This window comes from Kineococcus esterisolvens, from assembly GCF_050871405.1.
In the GTDB taxonomy this organism is placed as follows: Bacteria; Actinomycetota; Actinomycetes; order Actinomycetales; family Kineococcaceae; genus Kineococcus.
On record NZ_JBJLRI010000013.1, the window covers coordinates 55,323 to 67,365 of the forward strand.

General features: G+C 70.4%; 13 protein-coding genes and 1 pseudogene. 9 read left to right on the top strand and 5 right to left on the bottom strand.

Annotated features, from left to right (window positions below):
* The first annotated feature begins 54 nt into the window (after nt 1-54).
* From ACRYR8_RS06865 to ACRYR8_RS06875, 3 genes are all read left to right on the top strand, one after another.
* Complete coding sequence (locus ACRYR8_RS06865; RefSeq protein WP_432483484.1) at nt 55-744, top strand: class I SAM-dependent methyltransferase; 690 nt, start codon at nt 55-57, stop codon at nt 742-744.
* 302 nt (nt 745-1,046) lie between these two features.
* The gene (locus ACRYR8_RS06870; RefSeq protein WP_432483486.1) at nt 1,047-1,706 is read left to right on the top strand and encodes a maleylpyruvate isomerase family mycothiol-dependent enzyme; all 660 of its coding nucleotides are present in this window, start codon (nt 1,047-1,049) and stop codon (nt 1,704-1,706) included.
* A 192-nt stretch (nt 1,707-1,898) separates the two neighbouring features.
* A complete protein-coding gene (locus ACRYR8_RS06875) occupies nt 1,899-3,185 on the top strand; it encodes a DUF3500 domain-containing protein (RefSeq protein ID WP_432483488.1) in 1,287 nt (428 codons plus the stop codon).
* A 127-nt stretch (nt 3,186-3,312) separates the two neighbouring features.
* On the opposite strand, the gene ACRYR8_RS06880 is transcribed toward ACRYR8_RS06875, so the two are convergent.
* From ACRYR8_RS06880 to ACRYR8_RS06890, 3 genes are all read right to left on the bottom strand, one after another.
* Nucleotides 3,313-4,557, bottom strand: coding sequence for a tyrosine-type recombinase/integrase (locus ACRYR8_RS06880; protein WP_432483490.1), 1,245 nt, complete (start codon nt 4,555-4,557; stop codon nt 3,313-3,315).
* Between the two features lie 137 nt (nt 4,558-4,694).
* Entirely contained in the window at nt 4,695-4,874 is a 180-nt protein-coding gene (locus ACRYR8_RS06885) for a hypothetical protein (RefSeq protein WP_432483492.1), read from the bottom strand.
* A gap of 12 nt (nt 4,875-4,886) precedes the next feature.
* A complete protein-coding gene (locus ACRYR8_RS06890; protein ID WP_432483494.1) occupies nt 4,887-5,261 on the bottom strand; it encodes a nuclear transport factor 2 family protein in 375 nt (124 codons plus the stop codon).
* Between the two features lie 175 nt (nt 5,262-5,436).
* Between ACRYR8_RS06890 and ACRYR8_RS06895 the strand changes: the two are divergent.
* The 5 genes and pseudogenes from ACRYR8_RS06895 (at nt 5,437) to ACRYR8_RS06915 (ending at nt 8,349) form a co-directional block, all read left to right on the top strand.
* Nucleotides 5,437-5,946: pseudogene (locus ACRYR8_RS06895) on the top strand (putative immunity protein).
* Between the two features lie 224 nt (nt 5,947-6,170).
* A complete protein-coding gene (locus ACRYR8_RS06900) occupies nt 6,171-6,899 on the top strand; it encodes a hypothetical protein (RefSeq protein ID WP_432483496.1) in 729 nt (242 codons plus the stop codon).
* A gap of 382 nt (nt 6,900-7,281) precedes the next feature.
* Nucleotides 7,282-7,608: a hypothetical protein gene (locus ACRYR8_RS06905; protein ID WP_432483498.1), complete on the top strand. Its 327-nt coding sequence runs from the start codon at nt 7,282-7,284 to the stop codon at nt 7,606-7,608.
* Nucleotides 7,609-7,723: 115 nt separating this feature from the next.
* Nucleotides 7,724-7,972 (top strand): type II toxin-antitoxin system Phd/YefM family antitoxin, encoded by a 249-nt coding sequence (locus ACRYR8_RS06910; RefSeq protein WP_432483500.1) that lies wholly within the window; start codon nt 7,724-7,726, stop codon nt 7,970-7,972.
* A gap of 8 nt (nt 7,973-7,980) precedes the next feature.
* Nucleotides 7,981-8,349, top strand: coding sequence for a type II toxin-antitoxin system VapC family toxin (locus tag ACRYR8_RS06915; protein WP_432483502.1), 369 nt, complete (start codon nt 7,981-7,983; stop codon nt 8,347-8,349).
* Nucleotides 8,350-8,476: 127 nt separating this feature from the next.
* Here the strand turns inward: ACRYR8_RS06915 and ACRYR8_RS06920 are convergent, their stop codons facing one another.
* Nucleotides 8,477-9,394, bottom strand: a complete 918-nt coding sequence (locus tag ACRYR8_RS06920) for an NAD-dependent epimerase/dehydratase family protein (protein WP_432483504.1) — start codon at nt 9,392-9,394, stop codon at nt 8,477-8,479.
* A 317-nt stretch (nt 9,395-9,711) separates the two neighbouring features.
* Complete coding sequence (locus ACRYR8_RS06925) at nt 9,712-10,500, bottom strand: cell envelope integrity TolA family protein (protein ID WP_432483506.1); 789 nt, start codon at nt 10,498-10,500, stop codon at nt 9,712-9,714.
* A gap of 723 nt (nt 10,501-11,223) precedes the next feature.
* On the opposite strand from ACRYR8_RS06925, the gene ACRYR8_RS06930 reads away from it, so the two are divergent.
* Nucleotides 11,224-11,559 carry a hypothetical protein gene (locus ACRYR8_RS06930; RefSeq protein WP_432483508.1) on the top strand — a complete coding sequence of 112 codons (336 nt, stop codon included), beginning with the start codon at nt 11,224-11,226 and terminating at the stop codon, nt 11,557-11,559.
* Nucleotides 11,560-12,043 lie beyond the last annotated feature (484 nt).

Sequence of the window (12,043 nt, forward strand, 5' to 3'; positions counted from 1 at the left end):
CCAGGACTGCTTGGCTCCACCGACGCGACGTGCGGACGGGGGTTCGAGACGACCGTGGCGGCAGTCGGCCGACGGGCACTGAACTGGTGCGACGAGTGGAACCAGCAGCACCCGTGGGACCACAACGCTCACTACCACCGGTGGATCGAGCGGCACCTGCCCGAACGCGTCGGCACCGTCCTCGACGTCGGCTGCGGCACCGGTGACCTGGTGCGCCGACTCGCCCCTCGCGCGCGGCACGTCACAGGGCTGGACGCCGACCCGGCGAGCATCGACACCGCCCGGCGCCTGTCGACCCGTGGGGGGAACGTCGAACTGCGCTGCGAGGACCTGCTGACCGCTGACCTGCCCGGCGGGTACGACGTCATCACCGCACTGGCCGTCCTGCACCACGTCCCCTTCGGGCCGGCCCTGAGCCGGTTGCGGGACCTGCTGGCGCCGGGGGGCACGTTGCTCGTCCTCGGCCTCTACCGCGCGCAGACCCCCACCGACCACGTCCTCAGCGCCCTGGCCGTCCCGGCCAACGTCGTCGTGGGAGGCGTCACGAGCTTGCAACGGCGATCCAGCCGGCGCCCGATCGCCGTGACGGCACCTGTCGCCCCCGCCACCACGACCCTCCGAGAGATCCGGGACGTCGCACGCCGGTTGACTCCCGGAGCAGTGGTGCGTCGGCACCTCTTCTGGCGCTACTCGCTCCTCCACAGCGCGCCCTCGGCGTGCGCCCGGTCATCACCACGCCGCTGACCGGCGGCTCGCCGGCGCCTGGCGAGCCTCTCTGCAACGGTGGCGACGCGTACTGGCGTGGGCGCCCACCAGGGCCACCCGGGCCGGGGACCGGCCGTGCGGTGCTGGCGGCGGTGAACGACAGCGGGCGATGCGGTCCGGCGCCGACCGCGTCATCATCACCCTCGAACGGCGGATCTCCGACGAGCAGGAGTCGTCCGGGTCGACGAACCCGTTCCGTCGGGGTGACGAGCGGGGTGCGGCAGCCACGTCGCGGCCATGACGCACCGATGAGTCCCGCACACCCGATCAGTCCAACGATCATGAGCGTTGTGCCACCGCCGCTGACCCTGTCCGACACCACCGCTGCTGTCGCCGACGAACGACGCCGCCTCGCCGACCGGGCAGCGACCCTGACCGAGGAGCAGTGGCGAACGCCCTCGCTGTGCCCTGCGTGGAGCGTGCGCGACGTCATCGCCCACCTGACCACCACCACCCGCCTGAGCGTGCCGCTGCTGGTACGTGAGGCCGTCAAGGCCCGCGGTTCCTTCGACCGGATGGAGATCAACCTCGCCGCCGCCCGCGCGCAGCGCTACAGCACCGCCGAACTGCTCGAGCAGCTGCGCCAGAGCGCTGACTCCACCCGGCGCTTCCCCGGCAGCAGCCCCCTGGACCCCCTCATGGACCTGGTCATCCACGCCCAGGACATCGCCCGCCCCCTGCAGCTGAGCTACTCCTCACCCGCCCGCGTCGTCACCGCCTGCCTGGCCCACGTGGTCGGCAACCGCTTCATGGGCGGTCCCGAGCGTGCGGCAGGGCTGCACCTGATCTCCACCGACTCCCCGTGGACGCACGGCACCGGCCAGCAGGTGCACGGCCCTGACCTGGATCTGCTGCTGGTGCTCTCAGGACGCCCCGCCGGGCTGGCCGCGCTCAGCGGCCCCGGCGTGGAGGTCCTGCGCGAGCGACTGCAGCCCGCTTGAACGACCTCGCGGAGCACACGGGCATGCCGCCCTGCGCACGGCTGACGACTCAGCGGTCATGTCGAAGAGCGAGCGTTCGACTGAGGCCTGTGCACCGTCGCGGAGCACCGCTGAGTCAGCTCCCACCGATGCACCCGCTCCCCCTTGACTGCTCACAGCTTCTGCAAAGCACAGCTGTCCACCGTGAGTGCCATGACGGAGATCGACGCGACCCCTGCCCCCGCACGACGACGACCTGTGCGGGCCCGGACCACCTGGATGGCCGCCGTGCTGCTGGCCGGGGGCCTCGCCCTCACCGGATGCAGCACCACGAGCACCGACGCAGCGACCAGCTCGACGACCAGCTCGGCGGCGAGCAGCTCCACCTCCAGCTCGATCACGGACGCCGCGGCCGCATCGACCACCGACGCCACCACCACCGCTCAGACCATCAGCGACACCGCGGCCGCCGCCGAGGCCTTCCTGGCCACCTTGAGCGAGGAGCAGCGCGAGGCGGTGCTCTACGCCTACGACGACGAGACCAAGACCACCTCCTGGTCGAACTTCCCCGTCACCTTCGTCGAGCGCGCCGGGCTGAACCTCACCGACCTCACCGTCGAGCAGCAGAGCGCCGCCCTGGCCGTACTCGAAGCACTGCTCAGCGACGAGGCCTACCAGACCGTCACCGCCATCATGGGCGGGGATGAGTACCTGCTCGAGAACTCGAACTCCACCGAAGAGAGCCTGGGCCAGTACTACATCGCCTTCTTCGGTGACCCCTCCACCACCAATGCCTTCGAGGTCCAGTTCGGCGGACACCACCTGGGCATCAACGCCACCCTCGACGGCGCCTCCGGCGCGATCACTTTCGCCCCGACCCACCTGGGGGTGCAGCCGGCTGCCTACACGGACGAGGACGGCAACGAGGTGCAGCCCTTCGACGGCATCTACACCGACGCCTTCGCCTTCTTCGACAGCCTCACCGCCGAGCAGCAGGCGACCCTGACCTCAGGCGAGGTCAGCGCCTGCGCCCCCGGCGACACCTGCGACTTCGCCACCGGCACCGGACTGACCGGCGCGGACTTGACCGAGGAGCAGAAGCAGCTGCTGCTCGAGCTCATCGCCAACTGGGCGGGCATGGCCGACGAGGAGAGCACCGCCACCACCCTCGCCCGGATCGAGGCCACTCTCGACGGCACGGTCGTGGCCTGGTCGGGCGAGACCACCTACGACATGAGCACCGGCGACGGGATCTCCTTCTCCATCTCCGGGCCGAACGTGTACGTCTCCTTCCAGGCGCAGAACGGATCGGCAGGCGCGGACGTCGAGGGCGTCACCACCAGCGGCTGGGGCCACGTGCACACCATCTACCGCGACCCGACGAACGACTACGCCGGCAGCGTCACCCAGCAGGCCGCATCCGGGATGGGCGGCGGCGCAGCACCCGGCGGCGCCCCGTCCGGCGGCGCCCCGTCCGGCGGCGCCCCGTCCACCGAATGACGACTACCCGACCACACCGGCCCTTTCCGCGCTGGTAGGACTACGGCCTCACCACCATCGAACGTCATCAGCGGGCAGGGCGACTTCACGGTCATCCCGCTCATGTGGGTGATCGGTGTCAAGGGGCTCAGGACGCAGACTCGTCGAGGTCGCCGAGGATGCCCGCGAAGAGCTGCTGACGGGCCGGTTGATCATGCTCGGCAGCGTGGTCGTGCTGGGCCTGCAGGGTCGGCCGGAACGCGATCGAGGTCTGGAAGAAGGTGCAGGTTTCGCAGACGGATTCGAAGGTGCAGTCCAGCGCCGGGGGTCGGGTGCAGAAGCCGTTGCCGAGCATTCGCTGGTGCATCTCGCGCTGCAGGCGCGCCATCTCCGGTCCGGCCGCGGAAGCGGGCAACGCGGTGCTGTCGTCCTGGGCGTAGAGGGCTTCGACCTTCTCGGTGACGGCGAAGTACTCATCGGTGACGGTGCGGTTCGCGATCTTCGCGTGGCGAAGGGTCATGTCCATGGAGTGGTGCCCGAGGAGGGCGGCGATGGCTTCCAGGCTCATGCCGCGGTTGATGGCTTGGGTGGTGAGGGTGTGGCGCATCTGGTGGGGGTGGGCGTGGCCGATGCCGGCCGCGGTGGCGACGTTGTTCAGGCAGCGGGTGACGCTGTAGCGGTCCATCGGTGTGCCGTTCTCCCGCGGCAGCAGCAGCGGGTGGGCGGGGTCGACGTGGTGGTGTCGGTAGTCGGCGATGAGGTCGACGAGCTGGGGGTGCAGGGGGATGTAGCGGTCGTCGAGGAGTTTGCCGACGGGGACGTGCAGCCAGTGCCCGGCGCCGATCCGGCGGACGGCGTCGCGGCGCAGGCCGGTGAGTTCACTGACGCGCAGGCCGGTGCGGATGAGAACTTCGCAGACGACCCGCTCGAGAAGGCGCGGTCGGGCCTGGGCGACGCGCAGAAACTTCGCGGCGGCGGCGTCGTCGAGGGTCTTGGTAAGGGGTTTCTCCTGCCGGGGCAGGTCGCCGAAGGGAACGGGGACAGTGGGTGGAGCCTCGGGCCAGTCCCAGTCGTGGATGCGGATGAAGAAGGTGCGCAGGTTGCCGATGCGGTGGGCTCGGGTGTTGGCAGGCCGTTGATGCTGGACAACCGGCGGCGAACGGTTCGGGCGCTGACCGCTGCGGGCGCGTCGTCGACGACGGCGATCACCGGGCTGCTGGCCTCGTTGGAGCCGGTGCGTTGGGCGGTGATGAACCCGAGCACGTCGGCGGCGGTCACCTCCGCCGGCGCCTTCGCGATCAGGGTGAAGAACACCTTCAGGTCGTAGCCGGCGGCCAGGACGCTGTTGGGTCGGCAGCGCGCGGCGAGGAAGTCGAGGTAGGTGTCCAGCCACGGCTCACCGAGGCGCACCGAGGGCAATCCGGAGGGCGTCAGCCCTTGGGTCAGTCGAAGACCCAGAACGGTCATGAGAGTGCCTCCACGCTGAGGACTCGAGCCCATCTGGGCTCAGACCGGAGGTTAGCCCCCGGATCACCCACATATCATCGCGATGCGCGCGGTCATGTCGAAGACCAAGTGGTCGACGGGCATGCTGATCACCGGCATGTTGTCGAGAAGCAGGCGATCGCTGAACACGAGCCGGTGGAAGGCTTGAGAGCTGGACGGGTCGTGCGCCAACGCTGTCAGCCACCGGCTCTGATCGCGCTCCAACCTTCCTCGGGCTTAGTGCGTGATGGTGGTCTGCTGGTAGAGCACCAGTCGGATCTCCCCATCGAGGAGGCAGTAGACGCTGGACATGAGTGCTGTGAACGACAGCGCCTCCCCTTCACGGGTGGCGGTTGCCTTGTAGACGAGGGCGGCCGAGTGGTCACTTGCGGGGACGACCCGAGCATTCTCAAGCTCGTAGGAGGCCCAGGGCGGGGACTCGTTGAGGGAGCCCGCGATGGCGTCGCGGTCCATCACCATGCCGTTCGGCAGGATCATGAGCGCGTCCGGCGTCATGACGTGGCCGTAGAAGGTGCCGCCCTCGGAACGGCAGAGCGAGTCCCAGCCACGCCGCTCGATGGAGAGCAGTCGTTCAAGAGTGAGGTCGAGCACGTCTCGAACCTACGACTACAGGGTCCGGACGCCAAGGTTCGAGCACCCCGGCTGACCGCTCAGGGCGCCCTCCGGGCGCGATCATGGCCGGTCGATGACTTCACGGACTCGTCGATGACCGCTGGCTGTACCGGAAGATCGTCCCCGGCTGCCCCGCTGCTGGCACGCTGGTCACGTGATCCTCCCGAAGGTCCGCGACCCGCGACTGGTCACGATCCGCCGCGGCGGAGAACTCACCGACGAGGACCACCGGCTCCTCGCCCTGTGGGCCGCTGACTGCGCCGAACACGTGCTGCACCTCTTCGAGCACGAGCAACCCTCGGACACCCGCCCACGCGAGGCCATCGAGGCAGCACGCGCCTGAACCGGCGGCAGCGTGCAGATGATGGACGCCCGAGCCCGCGGCGGGCACGCGATGGGAGCGGCCCGCCCGCTGCGGGGAGCTGCCCGCTGCGCCGCCTACGCCGCCGGCCAGGCCGCGTGCGTGCCTCAGGTGCCCGAGCATGACCTCGGCGCCGCCGCCTACGCGATCAAGGCGGCACGGGCAGCGGGCACGGCCGGTCCCACCACCGGACGGCTGGAGCGCGACTGGCAGCGCGAGCAGCTCCCGGAGCGCATCCGGGAGCTGGTGCTCGAAGACCAAGCCAGACGCAACGCGATCTGCTGGTCCGTCTTCGACGACTGACGAGACCTCGCGGTCATCCCGCAATCCGCGCCATGACGGCCACTTGATGATCTTGCTCTCATGCCGAGATGCGGATGGTTGACGAGGCCTCGCTCTGTCAGCGACTGCGCTGGCCAAGACATCGCGCTGACGTGCTGTCGCCCTCCGTGGGCTCGTGCACCCGAGTAGGGTCACCTCGGCCCTCGCCGCCCAAGACCAGGTACGCGGTTCGACACACTGAGCCGGTGACGCAGCAGACGTGGCCACGAGCAGTGATGGCTGGAGCTTTGACCACCGCCGCGTTCGCCGCGTGGCGCTGGGGATCCTCCCCCGTCGTCGGCGAGAGCACGTTTCTGCCCTGGACCGTCCTCGGCCTCATCGTCGCCATCGCCACGGTCGGCACCGACCGCTTCACCAGGCCTTTCGTCGGTGTCGCCACGACGGCCGCGGCCGCCGGGCTCGCTGACCTGCTGACCAGTGGCCGACCGGGGCTGCAGGTCCCCACCGCCTTCGACGTCGCCTTCAACGTCCTCTACGTCGCCTTCACCGCCAGCGTGCTGGCGGCCGCGGTCAGCTGGCTGCACCTGCTCCTCACCCGCCTCCCGAGCCCTCAACGCTCCTGGGCGGCGGCGGTCGCGGTTCTCGGCGGCTCGGCCTGGGTGGCGTGGATGGGCTGGTGGCCCCTGGATGACAGCGGTCCGGCCCACCCGGGCGCCCTGGTCGCTGCGGCCGCTGGCACCCTCCTCATCGCCACCGCCCTGGGCGAGATCACCCTGGGCACCTGGCGTGGCGCCCTGTTCGCCCTGACACCGGCCGCGCTGCTCGCCGCGCCGCCCCTGGCGACTTCGGACGCACTGTGGATCATCGTGTGGCTGGTCCTGACCACCGGTGCCGCGCTGACCTGCTCGGCCTCAGTGGGCGCGGTCGCCGCCATCCGCGGGGTCCACCGGGGCCTGCGTCCCGTCTCCAGCTGAGCGCGTCCAGGTTCCCATCGGCCGCAGCAACAGGCTCGAGCAGACCTAACCCGCCGTCGGAAGTCCGCACACACATCCGGTCATCCCGCGCACCGGATGCGATCATGGGCAGGCGGCGACGTCCTGACATGACGATCTGCGAGCGGTCACCGCAGCCCCTCCGGGCGTCCGCCCGCGGCACATCGGGGGCCCGGCGGATCACGACTGCGGGTCAGATGCAACGCACTCGAGGACGAGCCGGCGAGCACACCCGAGCCCCGCGCAGGCAGCTGCACGCCCCACTGCTTCATGGTGCGGGCGGCAGGCTCCCGCTGGTCGCCTGCCGCCCGCACGTGCCACGGTGGACAGGCATCACCAGCCGACGACGGCCGCAGGAGGAGCCATGACCGCGTACTCCACCCAGGCTGCGCCGACCTCCACGGGCGGCGGCGACGTCCTCGCCGGCTACATCGGCGTCGGCATCTGGGTCGTGCTCGGCCTGGCCGTCCTGATCCGGCTGCTGCAGATCTTGCTCCGGCGCAGGAGCTGGGCCGACAAGCGCCGAGACGTCAGGTCCAAGGTCGCCGACCCCCTCGTGCGGACCGGAGCGGTGCAGTCGACGATCTACGGCTGGACACCCAGCGACTCGCGCTCGATGCCCTCTCCACCGACACAGACCACCACCAGCGAGGACAACACCCGCAGACCACCGAGAACCGAGGGCGAGTAGCCCACCGGCTCCTGCGGTGCGCGCTCATGGCGCCTTGCGGGCAGGTCCGCTCATCCCGCGGTGCGCGTCGAGAACAACCAGGGCCACCTAGTAGCACAAGTGCTACCTTGACCCCATGACAGTCGTCGGTCTTCGCGAACTGCGCCAACAGGCCTCCGATCTCGTCCGCCGCGCAGAAGCGGGAGAGGAGGTCACCATCACCGTGGCCGGCCGGGTCAGTGCTCGGCTCGTCCCCGCCAACGCCAGGTCCTGGCGCACCTGGACCGACGTGGAGGAACTGTTTTCCGGACCCGCCGACCCGACGTGGGAACAGGACCGAGACCTCATCGACTCCGAGATCCGCGACCCCTGGGAACCGCGGTGAGGGCGGTCATGGACACCAGCGTCGTCATCGCCCACGACATCGGCCCGCTACCCGGAGAACTGGCCATCAGCTCCGCGACCTTGGCCGAACTGCACTTCGGAGTCCTGGTGACGGTCGACCCGGCAGTCCGCGCCGAACGCCTGCGCCGACTGTCCCTCCTCCAGCGACGATTCGACGCCCTGCCCTTGGACGAAGCCGTCGCCGCCAGCTACGGGCAACTGGCCGCCGCAGTCGTAGCTGCGGGACGGCAACCGCGCGGTCGCACGATGGACCTGCTCATCGCCGCCACCGCCCACGCGCACGACGCTCGCCTTTACACCCGCAATGCTGGGGACCTCAAAGGCGCGGACGAGCTCGTCGAGGTCGTCTCCGTCTGACGCCTCCGCTGCTGCCGCGACGTCACGGTCATCCCGCACTGCAGGCGGTGCGAACCACTCGACCAACATCCCAGGCGATGCCACCGGGTACCGACGGACGCCACTGCTCGTTCTCCCGGAGCGGAGATCACACCCCGGCACGGGGGTCGTCCAGGACGTCACGCCACGAGTGCTGCGGAGCGTAGCCGAGCAGGTCGCGGGCCTTGTCGATGCTGTACAAGGTGTCGTCCCGGCCGAGCTCTCGGCGCACCTCGACACCGCCGTAGAAGGTGTCGATGACCTCCTGGGTGCTCGCGGCGACGGACATGTCGGCGTTGGCGACGTTGAAGATCTCGAAACCGAGCCCGTCGGTCTCCAGAGCGCGCAGAGTCATCTGGCCTAGATCGCGGACGTCGATGTAGGCGAAGAGGTTGCGCCGTCGCAACGACGGGTCCGCCAAGAAGGGCGGGAACATCTCGGTGTACTCGTGGGGCTCTATGACGTTGTTGATCCGCAGGCCGTAGATGTCTACGCCGGTACGGGCCTGGAAGGAGCGCGCGACCACCTCCCCAGCCACCTTCGACATGGCGTAGGAATCCTCCGGCACCACGGGGTGGTCCTCATCGACGGGTACGTACAGCGGCTTGCGTTCGCCTCGGGCGAAGCAGACGCCGTAGGTCGTCTCCGAGGAGGCGAAGACCACCTTGCGGATGCCGAGCCGGGTCGCGGCCTCCAGCACGTTGTACTGCCCCAGGACGTTGGCCGCGAACGTCGTGGCGTCCGGGGCGAGGAGGATCCGGGGGATGGCGGCGAAGTGGACGACGGCGTCGTACGCCGACCCGGTGCCCCCACCGGGGGCCGGGGTGTCGAGGTCGGCCATCGTGGGCATGCCTACCATCGCCGAGTAGACCTGCCCGGCGTCGGTCAGGTCGACGTGGAGGTCGGTGACCTCGGGGTGGCCCAGCGGGGTGAGGTCAGCGTTGGTGACCTGGTGCCCCCGGGAGGCCAGGTACGGCGCGACGTGGTGACCAGCCTTGCCGCTGCCGCCGGTGAAGAAGATGCGCATGGCTGCAGCGAATCACCCTCGATCGCCCCCGGCGCGACGAACCGATCGGCGTGGTCTTCGAACTCGTCCGGGTCGCCGATCAGGTGGCGGGGGGGCGTCTCCCCGAGGGGAAAGACCCCACCCACGCTGGTGGCGGTGCGTCGACTGGGTCGGACCCTGCACAAGCCCTCGGCTCTGCCCACCGAGATGCTCGCTGACACCGCGCTACACGCGGTGTCACGGTCATGCCGCGTTGTTCACGCTGACCCCCGTGCCACAAGGCGGGTGTCGCGGCGCCCGGCCGCGCCACCACCCCGCCCACCGCCAGTGATCGGCGTTCAGGCGAAGCCGCGGAAGACCCCGTCAGGATCGGTGGAGCCTGCGAAGTCCTCCCAGTCCGTGTTGGCGATCGACAGGTTGTTCTCCACCGACGCCAGGGCCTGCGGTGCCACGCGCAGCTGCTGGACGGCACCACCACGCACCTGCAGCACCAGCAGCGGCACCTCCGGCGAGGACAGCGCCGTCGCATCGGCGAGCACCAGCAGCACGTCCGGTGGGGCAGCCGCCGCCACATCGGCGATGGACGCGCCCGCCCACCGCTGGTGCTCGACGGTGCTCAGGAAGGGCACGAACCCCTCCGGGCTCGGCGTCTGCAGAGCGCCCACCAACGCCTCCCACCGCGGCTGGTGGGTGAAGTCGGTGCGGATCAGCAGCGATCCCCGGTCCGCGGGCAGGTCCCCGGACGCCGCCAGCGCCTCGTCCTCAGCAGTCAGCTCGGGGTGCGCAGCTTCGTCCCCAGCCATCACCTGCTGCAGCCGTTCCTCCTCGGCCCGCTGGGCGTCCTGCGCTGAGGAGTCTTGCGCCTCCTGGGTCAGGGCCGCCAACCGCTCCTGCTCGGCCTGCGGGTCCGGAGTGGTCTGCTCTGCGCACGACCAGGCGCCGCCCTCCACCGCATCTGGCGGCGGTTGGCACCCTGACCCGAGATCGTCGGCCCAGAAGGAGTCCGAGCTCACCGCCGAGCTCTCAAGCTCACCCTGCTCAGCGGGGGAGGTCCTGACCGGGTCGGTCGGGGAAGTGCAGGCGGTGATCGCCACCAGCAGGGAGGTCAGGAGCAGGACGCGACGCACTCCTGGAGTCTGCTCGATGACCGGCGACCGAAGACGACGAACCTCCAGGCTCGCCCCGCTCGGAGCAGCGGGCGCCCAACTTCACGGCCACCCCGAGCAGGGCCGTTGACGAGTTCACGCTCACTGCGCAGACTCTCATCCCGCCTCCGGTGCAGCCATGCTCGACCGCCAACCGACCACGCCACCAGTGGCATCAACCCGTGACGAGGCCGGCGAACGACGCTACGTTCGCCGCCGTGGAAGAGCGGATGGCCGGCGGCCGCAACGACGGCGCCACCCGCGCCGGGCAGACGGTGCGCAGGCTCACCGGGGAGCACACCGCAGGCGTGCGCGCCCTGCTGCGCCACCTGCACGCTGTCGGCTTCACCCGGGCACCGCAAGTGCTCGGCCTCGACGAGCAGGGCCGCGAGGTGCTCACCTACCTCGAGGGCGAGACCGTCGGGGACAGCCGGCCTTGGCCCGCGTGGGCGCACAGCGAGGCGGCACTGGTCGCTGCCGGGCGCTGGATGCGCGACTTGCACTACGCCTCGCGCTCCTTCACCCCACCCCCGGACGCGCACTGGTTCGGCGATCACGGCGATCTGCGGGCCGGGGAGGTCATCGGCCACCACGACGCCGCCCCCCTACAACGCCGTCTGGCGCCCTGTCCCCAGCACCTCCGACCCCGAGGGCGGGCAGCTCGTCGGCTTCATCGACTGGGACCTGGCCGGACCCGCCGCACCGGTGCGCGACCTGGCGTTCCTGGCGCTGACGTGGGTACCGCTGACCGCCCACGACGTCGCCCGCGGCGACGGCTTCCCCGCCGACACCGACCGTCCCCGCCGCCTGCGTCTGCTGCTGCAGGCCTACGGCTGGCGGGGCGGCACGGAAGACGTGCTCCACGCTGTGCGTGAGCGCGCCCTGCAGCACGCTGCCGGACTCAGGAAGGCGGCCGCCGACGGGTACGGCCCTGCCGTGGAACTGGTCGCCGAAGGGGTCGCCGACGACTTCGAGCGCGCCGTGAGCACCCTGGACGCTGAGACGCCCTGGCTGCTCCAGGCAGAGCGCGAGCCGAGGTAGGCGACGGGGCTGCGCTCACCCCGTTCCCTTCCGTAGGGCCGCTGCGCTGCTCACGCCTTGGTGTTCGCCCCCGGGAACTCGCCCGTCAGGCCTGTCCTTGCCACCCGAGGAGTTACCGGTCATCCCGCTCATGTAGGTGATCCACGTTCGCTCAGCCTGTCGGCGACTTCGCGGTCATCCCGCTGACTTCGCGCGTCTGTCGATCTGTGCGTGATCTCGCCAGCAACCGTCCACGCCTCCAGCGCGTCCAACCCCCGTGGACCGCCCCCGCCCCCAGCACCGCCTACGGCCGACCGCCTGGACCGCCGCGGCGCTGACGGTGGCGGCTCTCACGGCCTGCTCCCCAGCCGCCGGTGCCGACGCCAGCAGTCCCGGCTTGGTGGTCGATGGACCCGTGGTCGCCCACAGCACCCACAGCGACAGCAGCATGGCCGCCTACGTCGGCGGCACCCTCACCTACGACGGCACCTGCCTGACCCTGGAC

Bases quoted from the DNA above. Each gene is read 5' to 3' on its own strand.
- ACRYR8_RS06870 (WP_432483486.1), top strand. From the start codon at position 1,047: ATGAGCGTTGTGCCACCGCCGCTGACCCTGTCCGACACCACCGCTGCT.
- ACRYR8_RS06875 (WP_432483488.1), top strand. From the start codon at position 1,899: ATGACGGAGATCGACGCGACCCCTGCCCCCGCACGACGACGACCTGTG.
- ACRYR8_RS06905 (WP_432483498.1), top strand. From the start codon at position 7,282: ATGACCGCGTACTCCACCCAGGCTGCGCCGACCTCCACGGGCGGCGGC.
- ACRYR8_RS06910 (WP_432483500.1), top strand. From the start codon at position 7,724: ATGACAGTCGTCGGTCTTCGCGAACTGCGCCAACAGGCCTCCGATCTC.
- ACRYR8_RS06915 (WP_432483502.1), top strand. From the start codon at position 7,981: ATGGACACCAGCGTCGTCATCGCCCACGACATCGGCCCGCTACCCGGA.
- ACRYR8_RS06920 (WP_432483504.1), bottom strand. From the start codon at position 9,394: ATGCGCATCTTCTTCACCGGCGGCAGCGGCAAGGCTGGTCACCACGTC.